Origin of the sequence: Pseudomonas sp. Sample_21, assembly GCF_004307525.1 — a bacterium.
In the GTDB taxonomy this organism is placed as follows: domain Bacteria; phylum Pseudomonadota; class Gammaproteobacteria; order Pseudomonadales; family Pseudomonadaceae; genus Aquipseudomonas; species Aquipseudomonas atacamensis.
In genome coordinates, this window is record NZ_RCNZ01000033.1 from 61,559 (window position 1) to 78,897 (window position 17,339).

Consider the following 17,339-nt stretch of genomic DNA (forward strand, 5'->3'; position numbering starts at 1 on the left):
TCTTCGCGAGCAGGCTCGCTCCCACAGTTGATTTGTGTGCACCACAAACTCAATGACTGGACGCAGATCCATGTGGGAGCGAGCTTGCTCGCGAAGCAGGCGCCTCGGTTTCCCTGACTTTCAGAACTGCCATGCCTGCCAATCACTTCAACACCCACTGCCCCGACTGGGCCGAGGCTTTGCTCAACGGTTTCAGTCAAATTTTCTTTCAGCGTCATCCGCTGTGCGGCCTGCTGTGTCTGTTGGCGATTCTGCTGACCGCGCCGGTGCTGTTCGCCGGGGCGCTGCTCGGTGGCGTTGCCGGTCTGCTCACCGCGCAGCGGCGCAACTACGCCAAGGCCGATCGCCAGGCTGGTCTGTTCAGCTACAACGGCGTGCTGCTCGGTCTGCTGCTGAGCCTGTATTTCCCTTGGTCGCCACTGCTGCCGCCGTTGATTCTTGCGGCGGGCGGCTTGAGTGCGATGCTCACTCAGCAGTGGCTCAAACACGTGTACCGCAGTCGCGCCATACCGGCGTATACCTCGCCGTTCGTGGCGCTCAGCTGGGTGCTGCTGGTGTTCGCCGAGCCGTCCGCGCCGATGGCATTGGTCGACCTGAGCACGACAAATCTGCTGGCCGCTGAACTGCGCGGATTCGGCCAGGTGATGTTCCTCGACCATCCATTGGCCGGGGCGTTGATCGCCAGCGGTTTGCTGCTCGCCGATCGCCGTGCGTTCTGCTGGGCGCTGCTGGCGTCGGCGATCGGCCTCGGTTCCAGCCTGCTGCACCACGAAACGTCCGCCGCACTGCTCGGGCTCGGTGGCTACAACGCCGTACTCGCCGCCCTCGCCTTCAGCTCGCAACGGCAACATCCGTGGCTGCCGCTGCTCGCAATTGTTCTGGCACTGCTGGTGACGCCGCTGTTTGCTGCCCTTGGATTGGCGACGCTAACCGCGCCGTTCATCCTCGCCTGCTGGTTGATCCGGGCTGGCATTCAAATGCTTGGCAAAGCGTCGCTTGCGCATGAGTCTTGCGCTCACGAGGAGAATCACCCTAGGCTGCGCTGATCTTCGATTCAGGCGTTATCCATGGACAGCAGCAACAATTGGCGCGAACGACTTTACGTCATGATTTTCCAGAGCGACACCCCGGCCGGGCGTCGCTTCGACGGCATCCTGCTGGTGATCATCCTCGCCAGCCTAGTGATCGTGATGCTCGACAGTATCGACAGCATTCACCGTAATTACGCCGACGTTCTGGCCTATATCGAGTGGGGCTTCACGGCGATTTTCCTCGGCGAGTACATCCTGCGTCTGTACTGCTCGCCCAAGCCGCTGCGCTATGCCTTCAGCTTTTATGGCCTGGTGGATCTGCTGGCGATCGTGCCGGGCATTCTCGCGCTTTATTACAGCGATGCGCAGTATCTGCTGATCATCCGCATCATTCGGATGCTGCGGATTTTCCGCGTGCTCAAGCTCAGCCCGTATCTCAAGCAAGCCAACTATCTGATGTCGGCGCTGCGCGGCAGCAAGCAGAAAATCGTCGTGTTTCTGGTCAGCGTATGCACGCTGGTAACGGTGTTTGGCACGCTGATGTACGTGATCGAAGGCCCGGAACATGGCTTCACCAGCATTCCCAAAGGCATCTATTGGGCGATCGTGACTTTGACCACTGTGGGTTTCGGCGACATCGTGCCGAAGACGCCGCTGGGCCAGGTGATCTCCTCGCTGGTGATGATCACAGGTTATTCGATCATCGCTGTGCCCACAGGAATCTTCACCGCTGAGCTGGCCAATGCCATGCGCGGCGAGCAGCTGCAACATGACTGCCCGGGCTGCCAGAAAAAGAACCATGAACAGAGCGCAGCGTTCTGTTCGCGCTGCGGCAGTCAGCTGTTCAAGAAAGTGGAATAAGCACAGAGCTTTTTAATCTTTAAGCGACTATGCGAGGCCCGCTATAGTCGCTGGCAAATCGCCTCATTTTTGACACGACACCCCACAGAACAAGGAATGCGCAGTGAAAAAACTCTTTGGCGCCTCACTTCTCGCCGCCGGCCTGGCCTTGGCCAACATCGCCCAGGCAGCACCGACGCTGCTCAACGTTTCCTACGACGTGATGCGCGATTTCTACAAGGACTACAACACTGCGTTCCAGAAGCACTGGCAAGCCGAGCACAACGAAAACATCACCGTGCAGATGTCCTTCGGCGGCTCGAGCAAGCAGGCGCGTTCGGTGATCGACGGCCTGCCGGCTGACGTCATCACCATGAACATGGCCACCGACATCAATGCCCTCGCCGACAACGGCAAACTGGTCCCGGACAACTGGGTCACGCGCCTGCCGAACAACAGCGCGCCGTTTACCTCGGCCACGGTGTTCATCGTCCGCAAGGGCAACCCGAAGGCCCTGAAAGACTGGCCGGATCTGCTCAAGGACGGCGTACAGGTGATCGTGCCAAACCCGAAAACTTCCGGTAATGGCCGCTACACCTACCTGTCGGCCTGGGGCTATGTGCTGAAAAACGGTGGTGACGAGAACAAGGCCAAGGATTTCGTCGGCAAGCTGTTCAAGCAGGCGCCGGTGCTCGACACCGGTGGCCGCGCGGCCACCACCACGTTCATGACCAACCAGATCGGCGACGTACTGGTGACCTTCGAAAACGAAGCGGAAATGATCGCCCGCGAGTTCGGTCGCGATCAGTTCGAAGTTATCTACCCAAGCGTCTCCGCAGAAGCCGAGCCACCGGTTTCGGTGGTCGACAAAGTGGTCGACAAGAAGGGCTCGCGCGCTGCGGCTGATGAGTACCTGAAGTACCTGTGGTCGCCGGAAGGTCAGGAAATTGCTGCGGCCAACTACCTGCGCCCACGGGATCCGGCGGTGCTGGCGAAGTACACCGATCGCTTCCCGAGAGTGGATTTCCTTTCGGTGGAGAAAACGTTTGGTGACTGGCGCACGGTGCAGAAGACGCACTTCAATGATGGTGGGGTATTTGATCAGATTTACACGGGCCAATAAGGCTTGCTCTGAAAAACAAGAGGCGACCCACTGAGGTCGCCTTTTTGTTGAGCCCGGTTACCCTCACCCCAGCCCTCTCCCAGAGGGAGAGGGGGCCGACCGAGGTGCCTTGCGTCAGACATCGACCTGCGAGACCGAGTCGATTATGGATTCACCGAGTAACGTTCAGATCGGCAGGATCCCAAGCATCCCCCAATCAGTCCCCTCTCCCCCCGGGAGAGGGCTAGGGTGAGGGGCTTTTGGGCGAGAACAGTAATCTTATGACCACCTCCCTCGCGACTATCCTCGATCAACCGATCAGTCATTACACAACGTAATAAGAGTTATCATCCGAAACTGTCTTCTGCCAACCCGCGTTGTCCATTAGCCTTCACCGCTTTCCTGTGCCCGACCCGAGTATTCCTATGCCCACCACTCACGCAATGACCCGAGGCATGGTGCTGCTGTTCGCCTTCTGCTGCGGCGCCATCGTTGCCAACATCTACTATGCACAACCGATCATCGGCCTGATCGCGCCGGACATCGGCCTGTCCGACACGATGGCCAGCTTCATCGTCTCGTTGACGCAGATCGGTTATGCGCTGGGCCTGTTCTTCCTGGTGCCGCTGGCCGATCTGCTGGAAAACCGGCGGTTGATGATCGTCACCACCCTCGTGGCAATCGCCAGCCTGCTGGCGGCGGCGTTTACCGATCAGCCGAATGTGTTCTTGCTGATTTCGTTGCTGGTGGGGTTCAGCTCGGTGTCGGTGCAGATCCTGATTCCGCTGGCCGCGCATCTGGCGCCGGAAGAATCCCGTGGCCGGGTGGTGGGCGGGATCATGGGCGGTTTGCTGCTGGGTATTCTGTTGGCGCGACCGGTGTCGAGCGTGGTCGCCGATCACCTCGGCTGGCGCGCCATGTTCATGATCGCCGCAGCGTTGATGGCGGCTATCAGCGTGGTGCTGGCGCTGACCGTGCCCAAGCGCCAGCCAGATCACAGCGCTACTTATGGCCAGTTGATCGGTTCGCTATGGACACTGCTGCGCCAGCAACCGGTGCTGCGTCAGCGGGCGTTTTACCAGGGTTGCATGTTTGCCACGTTCAGCCTGTTCTGGACCGCCGTGCCGCTGGAACTTGCACGCAACCATGGCCTGTCGCAAAGCGAAATTGCGATCTTCGCTCTGGTGGGCGCGATCGGTGCCATCGCCGCGCCAATCAGCGGCCGCCTCGCTGATGCCGGCCACACACGCATCGCCTCGCTGCTGGCCATGCTCTTCGCCAGCCTGAGCTTCCTGCCCGCCTTCATCCACCCGGCCTATAGCGTCATCGGCCTGGCCGTGACCGGCGTGGTGCTGGACTTCTGCGTGCAGATGAACATGGTCCTCGGCCAACGCGCGGTGTACTCGCTGGACGCGAAAAGTCGTGGCCGTTTGAACGCGCTGTACATGACCAGCATCTTTATCGGCGGCGCCTTCGGCTCCTCGGTGGCCAGCGCGGTGTACGAGCATGGCGGCTGGTTGTGGATCGTGATTGTCGGCAGCGTCTTTCCGCTGTTGGCGTTGGTGCGGTTTCTGAGTGTTTCACGACGCGCTTCATTGGCCACGGCTTAAGGCTTCAAAAGCTTCGCGAGCAAGCTCGCTCCCACAGGTTTTGGGTGACCTTCGAATCACTGCAATACACAAAACCAGTGTGGGAGCGAGCCTGCTCGCGAAGGCGTCAGTTCAGATCATGTTTGCACCGACTGACACAGCGCTTTCGCGAGCAGGCTCGCTCCCACAATTGCGCAGCCCCTCAATACCGAACCAGTTTCTCCATCGCCGCATCCGCTAGAAACGAGGAGCGGCTTTTGACGTTGTGCTCGCGTACATAGCGATCAATACGCTGAATCACATAGCCGGGCAGCGTAACGTTGACCTTTTCGGTCTTGCCCAGGTACGGCGAGATATCCAGTTCCAGCATGCCCCAGCCCATCTCGGCAAAATCCGGATGATTGCGATGCGCCGCTGCCGAGGTCGGCATCGGAATCGCCTGACCGGCCGCCGCGATCTCCTGCAGCATGAGGTGAGCCACTTCCACGGCCGCGTTGTAGGCCTCCTCAAAGCTGTCCCCGGCCGTGACTGCGCCGGGAATATCGGGGATCTGAATACCGATGGCAGTGTTCTCGTCACCCCACTCGATGCAGATGGGATATTGCATTACGGATCTCCTTCATGACGGGTTGGCGGGCTGAATAACCCCGCGCGCCGCCGAATGCTTTTGACTGTCCCCAGCGGTAAATCCTTTTTCGGATGCGGGACGGCAATCGTGTTCGGGTTGTAACGATGAGTGAAGATGTGATGACTGCCCGCAACCCGATCCAGCGTCCAGTCCGCCTCCTCCAGCTCCTTCATCAATAGCCTGCTCTGCACCAACCGCCTCCTTGGCCTGGCCCATCAAAAGTAACTCTAGAGTTATCTTTACTCAAGCACAGAATGGGACGGGGTGATGGTTGGTAGTTTTACAAGGTGTGATTCAAACGGTAAAAAAAACGGCGATCCCAGGATCGCCGTTTCTCTTACTGCCCGAACTTCTTCCCCAACCCCGGCGGGACGCCGTGGATGTTGGTGTCTTCCCACGGGCCGTTGGGGCTGACCGAGCGGCTCCAGCCGTTGTTCCAGCGGTAGTAGGTGCGCTGGCGGTAGAAGGTGTTGGTCTGGTCGTCGAGCACGTAGACGCCGAGCTTCTGGTCCCAGTGGCTGTTACCGCCCGGTGGCGGGGCGAAGCTGGCCGAGGTGCGGGGCACGGGCTTGGCGGGTTTGGCCGGGATGCTCTTGCCGGGGCTTGGCGAGGTCGACGGGGTTGGGCTTGGCTGCGACGGCGGGATCGGCGGCAGGCTGGTGGTCGGTTCCGGGCGTTGTACCGCACATGCACTCAAGCCCAGGGCCAGTGTGAGGACTGTGATGCGGGCGATGGTGTGCATGGCGGTGCTTTCCTGTTGGGTCCGGTTACTTGTCCGGGCTGTCGATGGTCAGTTTTTGGAGCGCTGTGGTGCTGCTGGCCAATGGGCCGCTGCGACCGATCCACTCACCGACAGTCGGTTGACCGGCCCGTGAGATGCGCGCAACCAGTTGGACTTCAGGGAAGTTGGACAGTTTCAACTGCGGCATCATTGCGTCGGCATCGCCCAGTTCGACGGTCACCGGCAGGTCAGCCACGGTCAGGCGTTTGGCCGCCAGCGGCGCCGGTGGGCCAGAAGTGGCGCGGGCGAAGATGAACACGCTGTCGCCCGGTTGCACCTTGCCTTTGAGTTCGCTGGCCAGATACACGCTGACTGTCAGCAACGCGCTTTTCGGCGCCGCTGCCTGGGCAACCTGGCCACCGCTGGCTTTCAGGCGTTCGGCGGCACGCTCGATGCCGCCTTGCAGCGCAGCGCGAGAGTTGTCATCCGGCGGCAGTTGCGCGAGCAGGCGATTCCAGTAGTCGATGGCCTCCTGATAACGCTCACCTTCGAACGCGGCGATGCCGAGCAGGCCGAGGCTGGTGACTTCTTTCGGATCAGCCTTCAGCGCTTCGTCGGTCAGTTTCTGAATCTGCTCCGACCACTTTTTACCGTCAGCAAAATACTGCGCCTGCGCCCATTGGCCGAGCAGCTCCGGCTGGCGACCGGAGAGGTTGGCGGCGCGTTCGAACATCTTCGCCGCGTCTGCCGGGCGGTCCTGAGCCATGTAGGTACGGCCGAGGAAATACAGACCTTCAGCGGAATCCGGTTGTGCGGCAACCGCACGTTCCAGACGCTGGGTCATCTCTTCCATCGACTGCGGTGCCTGAGCGAATTCGCGGGTCAGTTCGACCTTGTCGGCGGCGCCGAAATGCAGGTACAGACCGAGGCCCAGCACCGGTACCAGCACAGCGGCCAGCAGCGGCAACGGTTTACCCAGGCGCGAGACACGCGGCGTGGCGGCGCCTTCGGTGTCGGCGAGCAGTTCACGCGCAGCTTCCGCGCGGCCGCTGTCCAGTTGCGCGGCGTCGAGCACGCCCTCGGCCTGCTGCGCTTGCAGCTCGGCCACCCGTTCCTGGTACAGCGCGACGTTCAACGCGGTGCGATCTTCTTCCCGCTGGGCGCGGCGTTCGCGCAGCACCGGGATCAGCAGAAAACTCAGGGCGACCAGAAGCAACAGCCCTGCGGCGAGCCAGAAATCAATCATTCTTGGTTTTTATCCAACAGTTGGTCGAGGCGCTGACGTTCTTCGGCAGACAGCGATGACGGCGTTTCGGCGCGTTGCCCGCGACGCCTGCGCACGATCAGCGCGATCACCACGAAACCACCGAGCAGCAGCCCGGCCGGGCCGAACCACAGCAGCGCGGTCTTGGCATTGAGCGCCGGTTTGTAGCGGACGAAATCACCGTAGCGATCGACCATGAAGTCGATGATCTGCTGATTGTCCTTGCCCTCGCCGAGCATGCGGAAAATCTCCTTGCGCAGGTCGGCGGCGATCGGCGCGTTGGAGTCGGCAATGTCCTGGTTCTGGCATTTGGGGCAGCGCAGTTCCTTGGTCAGTTCGCGGAAACGCTCGCGGTCGCCCTCTTTGGCAAATTCGTAGGTGTCGATGGCCGCATGGGCGACACCGGCCAGGCTCAAACCCAGCACCACCGCTGCGAGAAAACCCTTCATGGCTTGGCCTCATCGACCAGCGCCTGATACTTGGCTGCGAGTTTTTCGCGCCAGACCTGCTCGTCGATCACCCCGACGAACTTGTCGCGGATGATGCCTTTGGCGTCGATGAAGAAGGTTTCCGGCGCGCCGTAGACACCAAGATTCAAGCCCAGCGAACCCTCGTCGTCACGGATATCCAGCGCATATGGATTGTGGAATTCCGCCAGCCACTTCAAGGCATCAGCGTTGGTGTCCTTGTAGTTGATGCCGTAGATCACCACGCCGCGCTCGGCGAGTTTGTTCAGCACCGGATGCTCTACGCGGCAAGAAATGCACCAGGTGCCCCAGACATTGACCAGCGCCGGTTTGCCGAGGATGTCGGCCTTGGTCAGCGTCTTGTCACCCTGCACACTCGGCAGGGAAAACTCCGGGAACGGCTTGTTGATCATCGCCGACGGAAGCTCCGCCGGATCCAGATACAGCCCACGATAAAGAAACACCGCCACCAGCAGAAAAATCGCCAGCGGCAACAACATCAACCAACGCCTCATGCCGCCGCTCCCGTCATGCCCAGCGCTTCGCGCACTTTGCTTTTCACCTTGACCCGATAACGCCGATCCAGCGCCGCCAGCAAACCACCCAATCCGGTGAGCAAGCCGCCGAACCAGATCCAGCGCACGAACGGTTTGACGTGTACGCGCACGGCCCAGGCGCCGTTATCCAGCGGCTCGCCGAGGGCGACGTAGAGATCGCGGGTGAAACCGGCATCGATGCCGGCTTCGGTCATCACCGAGTTCTGCACGGTATACAGACGTTTTTCCGGGTGCAGCACGCTGATTTCCTCGCCGTCACGAATGACGCGGATGGTGCCTTTGTCCGAGGTGAAATTCGGCCCTTCGAAATGCTTGGCGCCTTCGAAGACGAACTGATAACCGGCCAGATCCATCGACTCGCCCGGTGCCAGACGCAGGTCGCGCTCGGCACTGTTCTGGCTCGACAACACCACGCCCAGCGCGCACACGGCGATGCCGAGGTGGGCGATCTGCATGCCCCAATAGCTGCGGGTCAGCGTCGGCAGACCTTTGATCAGGCCTTTGTGCCGAGTCTTGTCGAACAGATCGCGCACGCCGGCGAGCAACACCCACGCCGCCAGCAGGAACGTCGCGATCACTGCCCAGTTGAAATCGCCGTACGCCACGCCGGCCACCACGGCCAATGCGACGCTGCCGAGCAGCACCGGAGTGAGCATGCTCGCCAGCCATTTCACTGGCGTGTCCTTCCAGCGCACGATCACGCCGATCGCCATGACCAGCATCAGCAACGCCATCAACGGAATGAACAACGCGTTGAAGTATGGCGGGCCGACCGAGAGCTTGGCGCCGCTGATGGCATCAAGAATCAGCGGATACAACGTGCCAAGCAGGATCATCGATGCAGCGACGACCAGCACCAGGTTGTTGCCCAGTAGCAAAGTCTCGCGCGACCACAGGTTGAAGCCAACCTGACTTTTCACCACCGGCGCACGCAGCGCAAACAGCGTCAGCGAACCGCCGACCACGAACAGCAGGAAAATCAGGATGAACACGCCGCGCTCGGGATCCGAAGCGAAGGCATGCACCGAAGTCAGCACGCCCGAGCGTACGAGGAAGGTGCCGAGCAGGCTCAACGAGAACGCGGCGATCGCCAGCAACACCGTCCAGCTCTTGAACACGCCACGCTTTTCGGTAACCGCCAGCGAGTGAATCAACGCGGTGCCGACCAGCCACGGCATGAACGAGGCGTTTTCCACCGGGTCCCAGAACCACCAGCCGCCCCAGCCGAGCTCGTAGTACGCCCACCACGAACCGAGGGTGATGCCGATGCCGAGGAAGGCCCAGGCGACGATGGTCCATGGCCGCGACCAGCGCGCCCACGCCGCATCGAGACGCCCGCCGAGCAGCGCGGCGATAGCGAACGCGAACGCTACGGAGAAACCGACGTAACCCATGTACAGCATTGGCGGATGCACGATCAGGCCGATGTCTTGCAGCAACGGGTTGAGGTCGCGACCGTCGGCGGGAATCTGCGGCAGGATCCGCGCGAACGGGTTTGAGGTAAGAATCAGAAACAGCAGGAACCCGGTGCTGATCATGCCCATCACCGCCAGGACGCGGGCGAGCATGACTTGCGGCAACTGCCGGGAGAACACCGACACGGCGAAGGTCCAGCCGCCGAGGATCAACGCCCACAGCAGCAGCGAACCTTCGTGGGCGCCCCACACCGCGCTGAATTTGTAGTACCACGGCAGCGCGCTGTTGGAGTTCATCGCCACGTAGCCGACCGAGAAATCGTCGGTCATGAACGCGTAGGTCAGGCAGCCGAAGGCAAACAGCAGAAAGGCAAACTGGCCCCACGCTGCCGGTTGCGCCAGGCTCATCCACAAGCGGTCACCGCGCCACGCGCCGAGCATCGGCACCAGCGCTTGGACCAGTGCAAAACACAGCGCGAGGATCATGGCCAGGTGGCCCAGCTCCGGAATAAACAGTGCGGCGGCCATCGATCAACCCTCCTTCACAGGCGTCGGTGCGGATTGACCGCTGTCCTTCAGCGCTTTGGTCACTTCCGGCGGCATGTACTTCTCGTCGTGCTTGGCCAGCACTTCATCGGCGACCACCACGCCATCAGCGTTGAGCTTGCCGAGGGCGACAATGCCCTGCCCTTCACGGAACAGATCCGGGAGGATGCCGCGATAGGCGATGGTCACGGATTTGTTGAAGTCGGTGACGACGAATTTGACGTCCAGCGAATCCTTGGAGCGTTGCAGCGAACCGGCCTCGACCATGCCGCCGGCGCGGATGCGCGTGTCTTGCGGCGCTTCGCCGTTGGCGATCTGCGTCGGCGTGTAAAACAGATTGATGTTTTCCTGCAGCGCGCTCAGGGCCAGGCCGACAGCAGCGCCCACTCCGACCAGAATCGCCAGAATGATGATCAGACGTTTTTTGCGCAGCGCATTCACTTGCCGTTCTCCCGGCGCAGACGACGCGCCTCTTGTTGCAGATAACGCTTGCGCGCCGCAATCGGCGCCACCACGTTGAGGGCCAGCACCGCCAGACAGATGCCGTAGGCCGACCAGACATACAGGCCGTGATGGCCCATGGCGAGAAAATCGCCGAATGAAGCAAAACTCATCGCACCGCCTCCAGACTCTGCTGCACTTCGGTCTTCACCCAACTGGCGCGGGCCTCGCGCTTGAGCACTTCAAGACGCATGCGCAGCAACAGCACGGCGCCGAAGAAGCAGTAGAAACCCAGCACCGTCAGCAGCAGCGGCAGCCACATTTCCGCGGGCATCGCCGGCTTTTCCGTGAGGGTGAACGTCGCGCCCTGGTGCAGGGTGTTCCACCACTCCACCGAGTATTTGATGATCGGAATGTTGATCACGCCAACAATCGCCAGCACCGCGCAGGCCTTGGCGGCGCTGTCGCGGTTGCTGATGGCATTGCCCAGCGCGATCACGCCGAAATACAGAAACAGCAGAATCAGCATCGAGGTCAGGCGCGCATCCCACACCCACCACGACCCCCAGGTCGGTTTGCCCCAGATCGCCCCGGTAACCAGCGCCACGGCGGTCATCCACGCACCGATCGGTGCGGCGCATTGCAGGGCGACATCGGCCAGTTTCATCTTCCACACCAACCCGACCACGCCGCACACGGCGAGCATTACGTAGATCGACTGGGCGAGCATCGCTGCAGGTACGTGGATATAGATGATGCGAAAGCTGTTGCCTTGCTGGTAATCCGGCGGCGCGAAGGCCAGACCCCAGACCACGCCAACGCCGATCAGCAGCAACGCTGCAATGCTCAAGCACGGCAGGAACTTGCCGCTGATGCCGTAGAACCACTTGGGCGAGCCGAGCTTGTGAAACCAGGTCCAGTTCATACTGTTTCCATCACGGTTGCCGCTCATCATCGCGAGCTGGCAGAGGGTCATGCCTTTCTTCTGGAAGAAGTGGTCAATTTTTGACCAGGCCTCATTATTATTCGCCGACGCTGATCTTCAGGCCAGCGGCTATTGCAAAGGGTGTCAGGGTGATCGCCAGCGCTGTGAGGCTGGCCATCCACAACAGGTATCCGGTCGCCGGCATGCCTTGCAGCGCCGCTTGCAACGCGCCGCTGCCAAGGATCAACACCGGGATGTACAACGGCAGAATCAGCAGCGCCAGCAACAGGCCGCCGCGCTTCAGACCGACCGTCAGCGCCGCGCCGACTGCACCGAGCAGGCTCAACACCGGCGTGCCCAACAGCAACGACAGCAGCAGCACCGGCAGGCACGCGGCCGGCAAACCGAGCATCAACGCCAGCAACGGCGACAGCAGCACCAGTGCCAGACCAGAGAACAGCCAGTGTGCCAGCACCTTGGCCAGGACCAGAAGCGGCAGCGGGTGCGACGAAAGGACCCACTGTTCCAGCGAGCCGTCTTCGAAGTCACTGCGAAACAATCCGTCCAGCGACAGCAGGACCGACAACAACGCCGCCACCCAGACTAACCCCGGGGACAGGTTTTGCAAGACTTGAGTTTCCGGGCCGACGGCCAGCGGGAAAAGGGCAATGACGATGGCAAAGAAAATCAGCGGATTGGCCAGCTCCGCCGGGCGGCGGAACAGCAGTCGCGATTCGCGGGCAAGCAGCAGGCTGAAGACACTCATACCGCCCATTTCCCCAGATCGATGTCGCGATAACCGGCTGGCATGCGGCTCAGGGTGTGGTGGGTGGTCAGCACCACCAGGCCGCCGCGTTCGCAGTGGCCGGCCAGATGCTCTTCCAGTTGCGCAACCCCCTGCTTGTCCAGCGCGGTGAACGGTTCGTCGAGAATCCACAACGGCGGGCTGTCCAGATACAACCGCGCCAGCGCCACACGGCGCTGTTGGCCGGCGGAAAGACTGTGGCAGGGAACGTCTTCGAAACCGCGCAATCCTACCGCTGCCAGCGCCTGCCAGATCGCCTCGCGCTCGGCGGGATGATGCAAGGCGCACAGCCACGAGAGGTTTTCTTCGGGAGTGAGCAGATCCTTGATCCCGGCGGCGTGGCCGATCCACAACAGGTTTCGCGCCAGTTCGCTGCGTTGCTCGGTCAACGACTGACCGTTGAGCAGTACCTGGCCGTCGGTGGGTTGCATCAAACCGGCGAGCAGACGTAAAAGACTGGTCTTGCCGCTGCCGTTGGGGCCGCTGATCTGCACCATGTCGCCACTGGCCAAGCGCAATTCGAGGTTTTCGAAAAGCAGCCGCAGATCGCGTTCACACGCCAGGGCAACGGTTTGCAGGACAGGACTGGTCAAGGGATCACGGGCCTTATACGGTTCAAGTCGGCTCTGGAGCGGCCGTTAAAGAGATGCAGCATAGATGCTTTGATCGCTCGATCTGGCGAGCTGGATCAAACAATTGCCAGGTTTTTTGAACGAAGCGCACGACGCGCGGCATTATACATGCCGTGCCTTACTCTCAAGAGCGCAATTTCCTCAGGTTGTGTCCGCGTATGACAGGCGAAATGAACATCCTCCCGCTACCGCCCACCGTGCCGGCGAGCGCTCGCCCGCAGACGGGTGAACTGCTCAAGCTGCTGACGCCGGTCGAGGGATTGATCGGCGCGGGGCAAAGCGCCAAGGCTGAGGTGTTGTCGCTCAAGCAGGCCGATCAGACCTTTGAATTGCTGCTCAAGGTGACCCTCGACACCGGCCGTCAGACCACCGTGCAGGCCAGCAGCAACCTGCCGTTGCCACAGGGCACCAACCTGGCGATCACTCAGCCATCGGCCGGCAATCTGGCGATCACCGTGCAACAAGCGATTGCCAGCAGCGTCGCCACCCTGACCCGCATCGATACCGCGCAATTGCCCGCCGGCACCTTGCTGCAAGGCAAAGTCGTGACCTCGCAAGCCCTGCCGCAGACGCCGGGGCAAGCGGCGGTATTTCGCTCGATGGTCACCCTGCTCAACACCGCATTGAGCGGCAGCACCTTGACCGTCGACAGCCCGCAACCGCTGCGCATCGGCACCTTGTTGTCGGCGCAGGTGCAGGATGCGCAAACCCTCAAATTCGTGCCGCTGAGCAGCCGTCAGGAGCAACTGGCGGTCAGTCAGCAATTGCTCGGTCAGCAAAGTCGTCAGGGCTCGCTCGATGGCCTGCTGAAGATGTTGCAAAATCTGCCGCCTACCACTGACCAGACCTCGGCCGATCTGCGCGCGGTGGTCGACAAGCTGCTCGCCAGCCTGCCGGACGTGCAACAAATGAGCACCGCCAAAGGCGTGGCGCTGGCCTTGGCCAACAGCGGCGCGTTCCTCGAAGCGAAATTGCTCGGCGGACAAAATCCCACGCTCGCCCCGGACATGAAGGCCGACCTGCTCAAACTGATCGCGCAACTGACCCCGGGCCTGCCAAGCAACACCAATTTCAATGCAATCATCGCCGCCAACACCCTGGCGCAAGCGCTGCCGAGTTTCGTCCGGAACGCCCTCGGCACCCTCGGCCAGGTCAGCGCCAAACCGGTACCGAGCAGTTTCCCATTGCCCGAACGGCTGCTGGCAAAACTCGAAGGCGAAGGTGATCTCGAACAACTGCTGCGCCTCGCCGCCGCTGCGGTGTCGCGTCTGCAAAGCCATCAGCTGTCGAGCCTGGAACAGACCGGCGTCACCGACGATGGCCGCCTGCTCAGCACCTGGCAGCTGGAAATCCCCATGCGCAATTTGCAAGACATCGTGCCGTTGCAGGTCAAGTTCCAGCGTGAAGAAGCGCCGGAGCGCGAGCCGCAGCCACACGAACGCCGCGATGAGCGCGAAGCCAAACAGCAGTTGTGGCGCGTCGATATGGCCTTCGATCTGGAACCGCTCGGGCCGATGCAGATTCAGGCGCAACTGATCGCCGGCAGCCTGTCCAGTCAGCTGTGGGCCGAGCGGCCGTACACCGCCGATCTGATCGAGAACAATCTGTTTGCCTTGCGCCAGCGCCTGCTCGATTCCGGGCTCAACGTCGGCGACCTCGACTGCCACCACGGCACGCCGCCGCAAGGCAACCAAACCCGCCTCGAACACCGCTGGGTCGACGAAACCGCATGAACGATTCCACTGCTCCACGCCAGGCCATCGCCCTCAAATACGACGGCAACCACGCCCCGACCCTCACCGCCAAGGGCGACGAAGAACTGGCCGAAGAGATCCTACGCATTGCCCGCGATTACGAAGTGCCGATCTACGAGAACCCTGAACTGGTGCGCCTGCTGGCGCGGATGGAACTGGGCGACAGCATCCCCGAAGAGCTCTATCGCACCATCGCCGAGATCATCGCGTTTGCCTGGAACCTGAAAGGCAAATTCCCCGAGGGACAGGACCCGAACGCGCCGATGGTCGAGAAGGACATCACCGCACGCGGGAATGATTATTGAAATCAGGTCCATGAGGGCCTGAGCAGTCTGCCTCCAGCCATTCGTCGCGACTGTCAGATCTGACAGTTGCATGAAAGTTCGTCGTAGCTCCAGATAGGACCACAGCGCCGGTATCAACGCGATACCGGCGATACGTCTTTCAGGAGCGCTCCGATGACCTTGAAGTCAGACTCGAAAAAAACGTTTGCAAGTACCTCTTCCACACAGTTATACCCGCCGGATATAACTGGGCTGGTCAAGCCGATCGACGGCGATGAGGGGTATGACGGTGGCCTCGGTGCCGCCGCCCTGACCGCTGATTTACTCGTTATCGTAGATCCCTGGCTTTACCAGGAAATAGGCGACAAATGCTTCCTTTTCTGGAAAGACGAAATAACCCCCGTCCGCACCGAGTTTATCGATACGCCAGAAAAACTTAACCTCCCCGTACACTTTCGTATCCCGTCCAGCCAAATCCAGGATGGCGCCGCCTTTCCGGTGTTTTATCGCGTCAAGCGCCGCAGCGGCAACGAGTCGGACTCGGTCAATCTCAAGATATTGGTCAAACGCGCGCTGCCAGGGGGAGTACTCGACAAACCGGAACCATCTGGTCATCCCGGACTGCCCTACACGCTCATCCCGGACATCACGGCCGGCATTGACAATGAGATGGCGAAGCAAGGCATTGTCAAGCGTATCGCGTCCTATCAGAACATCTCTGTATACGACCGAATCGTCGCGCGATGGGGTAATGATGAGCAGGTAATCTACTATCCAGTCACGCCAGAGCAAGCCAGTGATCCGCAAAATCATCCGATCCTGCTTACGTTTGATGAGTATCTGATCAAGCGTGCAGGGGATGGCAAACACTTGGTTACTTACCAGGTGATTGATCGTTGCGGGAACCGGCCGCATGACCACGCGGCGTGGTCCGTTGCCACTGAAGTCAATGTCCGCGTTAAAAAAATCCCGGCGCCGACCGTGACGGGTGAAGAGGCAGGAGTGCTGGACCCGGCTTTTGTCGAGAATGTCCAGGTGATTGCTTCAGGCGTCGGACTGGTCGCCGGCGACAATGTCCGGGTTCAATGGCAAGGACGTACGGAACATGAGACGGACCCGATGACCTATTCGGGAAGCGGCGACCTTGCGTTTCCAATTCCCCCCGGATGGGTCAATGAAAGCGACCAGAGTGTCGTCAGCATTACGTTGCGCGTAGAACGCTCCGAGGAAAAACTCACGTCCGACGCAAAAACCGTGAACATCAAAACCACGATCGTTCTCAAGCCGCCCAAGGTACTGGAGGCTTACGGCGAAAATCACGATCGCCTGAAGATGGCCGATATTTATGAAGCACGACACGTCACCGTCCAGGTTCAGCAATACGTGGGGATGGCGATCGGGCAAACCGTTCGTGTGCGTTGGGCATCAGAGCGTCATGTCTACGACAGCGACATCACCACCGTAGCGGCGGTCGGTGCAATGAATATCTTGGTTCCACGTATGGAAGTTGTGGATTCCATTGGAAGTACCGTGCCTGTCAACTTTACGGTTCGCACTTTTATCAACGGCCCATTGCATCGCGCTGAACCATTGCAACTGAAAATAGATGTTCAACCGTTCGAACTACCTCCACCGAGATTTTCATCTGACCAAACCCTGGTCACCGTACGTTATCCGGCAATGACTGACGGATACCAGGCCCGAGTGCGCTGGGGCGGAGTCGTTACGCGCAGGACGGAATGGCAGAACATGCATCCCGATAACACGGCGGCGTTTTCGATCCCGACTGTATGGCTGAATGAAAACAAAGGAACAACTGTGCTGATCAACTACAGCGTTCACCAAACCGGTTCAAACGAACAGAGCCAGTTCTCCCAGGTATTGAGAGTGGCGCTGTAAACAACAGTGCAATCCACGATTGCGCAGACATCAGGCAAGGAGTGTCAAGCATGGCTATTGAACAGATGTCATGGGATCGGCGTCGCCCGAAGGTACTCGAAGCGCCGGCGGACCAGCTGAATTTTAACAATGTGTATGGCCGACATTACATCAATGTGCAGGTGCCCCATTACACCGGGATGGTTGCAGGACATACCCTGAAAGTACGCTTCGCTTCGGGCCGGCATACCTTCCGAACCGAGACATTGACCATTGCAAAACCTTCCCCGATAAACCTGATCATTCCGATCCTGGAGGTCGTCGATGCAATCGATAGCGAGGCGTCTGTCAGCTCTGCCCATCCAGAACGATTCTTCGATGAACTTCAGCATTCCTGAGCAATGGCGCTCAGAAAATAGAGGCAAGGAGGTACTGATTAATTACAGCCTTCATCGATCGG

General features: G+C 60.4%; 20 protein-coding genes. 8 read left to right on the top strand and 12 right to left on the bottom strand.

Annotation, left to right across the window (positions count from 1 at the left end; all coding sequences use genetic code 11):
* The first annotated feature begins 131 nt into the window (after positions 1 to 131).
* The 4 genes from D8U71_RS03405 (at position 132) to D8U71_RS03420 (ending at position 4,583) form a co-directional block, all read left to right on the top strand.
* On the top strand, positions 132 to 1,046 hold the full coding sequence (locus tag D8U71_RS03405; RefSeq protein ID WP_125927010.1) for an urea transporter: 915 nt from the start codon (positions 132 to 134) through the stop codon (positions 1,044 to 1,046).
* Positions 1,047 to 1,067: 21 nt separating this feature from the next.
* The gene (locus D8U71_RS03410) at positions 1,068 to 1,892 is read left to right on the top strand and encodes an ion transporter (RefSeq protein ID WP_122611606.1); all 825 of its coding nucleotides are present in this window, start codon (positions 1,068 to 1,070) and stop codon (positions 1,890 to 1,892) included.
* Positions 1,893 to 1,995: 103 nt separating this feature from the next.
* Positions 1,996 to 2,994, top strand: coding sequence for a sulfate ABC transporter substrate-binding protein (locus tag D8U71_RS03415; RefSeq protein WP_130887159.1), 999 nt, complete (start codon positions 1,996 to 1,998; stop codon positions 2,992 to 2,994).
* 404 nt (positions 2,995 to 3,398) lie between these two features.
* Entirely contained in the window at positions 3,399 to 4,583 is a 1,185-nt protein-coding gene (locus D8U71_RS03420; protein WP_130887160.1) for an MFS transporter, read from the top strand.
* Between the two features lie 181 nt (positions 4,584 to 4,764).
* Here D8U71_RS03420 and D8U71_RS03430 read toward each other — a convergent pair whose 3' ends face one another.
* From D8U71_RS03430 to ccmA, 12 genes are all read right to left on the bottom strand, one after another.
* Entirely contained in the window at positions 4,765 to 5,169 is a 405-nt protein-coding gene (locus D8U71_RS03430; RefSeq protein ID WP_016771035.1) for a type II toxin-antitoxin system HicB family antitoxin, read from the bottom strand.
* Entirely contained in the window at positions 5,169 to 5,381 is a 213-nt protein-coding gene (locus D8U71_RS03435; RefSeq protein ID WP_130887162.1) for a type II toxin-antitoxin system HicA family toxin, read from the bottom strand. Before D8U71_RS03435 ends, D8U71_RS03430 begins: the two co-directional genes overlap by 1 nt.
* Positions 5,382 to 5,527: 146 nt before the next feature.
* Complete coding sequence (locus D8U71_RS03440) at positions 5,528 to 5,932, bottom strand: hypothetical protein (protein WP_016771039.1); 405 nt, start codon at positions 5,930 to 5,932, stop codon at positions 5,528 to 5,530.
* A 25-nt stretch (positions 5,933 to 5,957) separates the two neighbouring features.
* A complete protein-coding gene (gene ccmI, locus D8U71_RS03445; protein WP_130887163.1) occupies positions 5,958 to 7,157 on the bottom strand; it encodes a c-type cytochrome biogenesis protein CcmI in 1,200 nt (399 codons plus the stop codon).
* Positions 7,154 to 7,624 carry a cytochrome c-type biogenesis protein gene (locus tag D8U71_RS03450; RefSeq protein ID WP_073472741.1) on the bottom strand — a complete coding sequence of 157 codons (471 nt, stop codon included), beginning with the start codon at positions 7,622 to 7,624 and terminating at the stop codon, positions 7,154 to 7,156. Before D8U71_RS03450 ends, ccmI begins: the two co-directional genes overlap by 4 nt.
* Positions 7,621 to 8,157, bottom strand: a complete 537-nt coding sequence (locus tag D8U71_RS03455) for a DsbE family thiol:disulfide interchange protein (RefSeq protein WP_016771042.1) — start codon at positions 8,155 to 8,157, stop codon at positions 7,621 to 7,623. The genes D8U71_RS03450 and D8U71_RS03455 overlap by 4 nt, the downstream gene beginning before the upstream one ends.
* Positions 8,154 to 10,142 (bottom strand): heme lyase CcmF/NrfE family subunit, encoded by a 1,989-nt coding sequence (locus D8U71_RS03460; RefSeq protein ID WP_130887164.1) that lies wholly within the window; start codon positions 10,140 to 10,142, stop codon positions 8,154 to 8,156. Before D8U71_RS03460 ends, D8U71_RS03455 begins: the two co-directional genes overlap by 4 nt.
* A 3-nt stretch (positions 10,143 to 10,145) precedes the next feature.
* Positions 10,146 to 10,601 carry a cytochrome c maturation protein CcmE gene (gene ccmE, locus D8U71_RS03465; RefSeq protein ID WP_016771044.1) on the bottom strand — a complete coding sequence of 152 codons (456 nt, stop codon included), beginning with the start codon at positions 10,599 to 10,601 and terminating at the stop codon, positions 10,146 to 10,148.
* Complete coding sequence (gene ccmD / locus D8U71_RS03470) at positions 10,598 to 10,774, bottom strand: heme exporter protein CcmD (RefSeq protein WP_016771045.1); 177 nt, start codon at positions 10,772 to 10,774, stop codon at positions 10,598 to 10,600. Before ccmD ends, ccmE begins: the two co-directional genes overlap by 4 nt.
* Positions 10,771 to 11,526, bottom strand: coding sequence for a heme ABC transporter permease (locus D8U71_RS03475; protein ID WP_130887165.1), 756 nt, complete (start codon positions 11,524 to 11,526; stop codon positions 10,771 to 10,773). The genes ccmD and D8U71_RS03475 overlap by 4 nt, the downstream gene beginning before the upstream one ends.
* A gap of 97 nt (positions 11,527 to 11,623) precedes the next feature.
* Positions 11,624 to 12,292 carry a heme exporter protein CcmB gene (ccmB, locus tag D8U71_RS03480; protein ID WP_130887166.1) on the bottom strand — a complete coding sequence of 223 codons (669 nt, stop codon included), beginning with the start codon at positions 12,290 to 12,292 and terminating at the stop codon, positions 11,624 to 11,626.
* Positions 12,289 to 12,924 (bottom strand): cytochrome c biogenesis heme-transporting ATPase CcmA, encoded by a 636-nt coding sequence (ccmA, locus tag D8U71_RS03485; protein ID WP_130887167.1) that lies wholly within the window; start codon positions 12,922 to 12,924, stop codon positions 12,289 to 12,291. The genes ccmB and ccmA overlap by 4 nt, the downstream gene beginning before the upstream one ends.
* A 197-nt stretch (positions 12,925 to 13,121) precedes the next feature.
* Here ccmA and D8U71_RS03490 point away from each other — a divergent pair, with 197 nt between their 5' ends.
* The 4 genes from D8U71_RS03490 (at position 13,122) to D8U71_RS03505 (ending at position 17,277) form a co-directional block, all read left to right on the top strand.
* Positions 13,122 to 14,696, top strand: coding sequence for a flagellar hook-length control protein FliK (locus tag D8U71_RS03490; protein WP_130887168.1), 1,575 nt, complete (start codon positions 13,122 to 13,124; stop codon positions 14,694 to 14,696).
* The gene (locus tag D8U71_RS03495) at positions 14,693 to 15,022 is read left to right on the top strand and encodes an EscU/YscU/HrcU family type III secretion system export apparatus switch protein (RefSeq protein ID WP_076566625.1); all 330 of its coding nucleotides are present in this window, start codon (positions 14,693 to 14,695) and stop codon (positions 15,020 to 15,022) included. Before D8U71_RS03490 ends, D8U71_RS03495 begins: the two co-directional genes overlap by 4 nt.
* A gap of 153 nt (positions 15,023 to 15,175) precedes the next feature.
* Positions 15,176 to 16,900, top strand: a complete 1,725-nt coding sequence (locus D8U71_RS03500) for a hypothetical protein (protein WP_130887169.1) — start codon at positions 15,176 to 15,178, stop codon at positions 16,898 to 16,900.
* Between the two features lie 50 nt (positions 16,901 to 16,950).
* Positions 16,951 to 17,277 carry a hypothetical protein gene (locus tag D8U71_RS03505; protein WP_130887170.1) on the top strand — a complete coding sequence of 109 codons (327 nt, stop codon included), beginning with the start codon at positions 16,951 to 16,953 and terminating at the stop codon, positions 17,275 to 17,277.
* Positions 17,278 to 17,339: the final 62 nt, after the last annotated feature.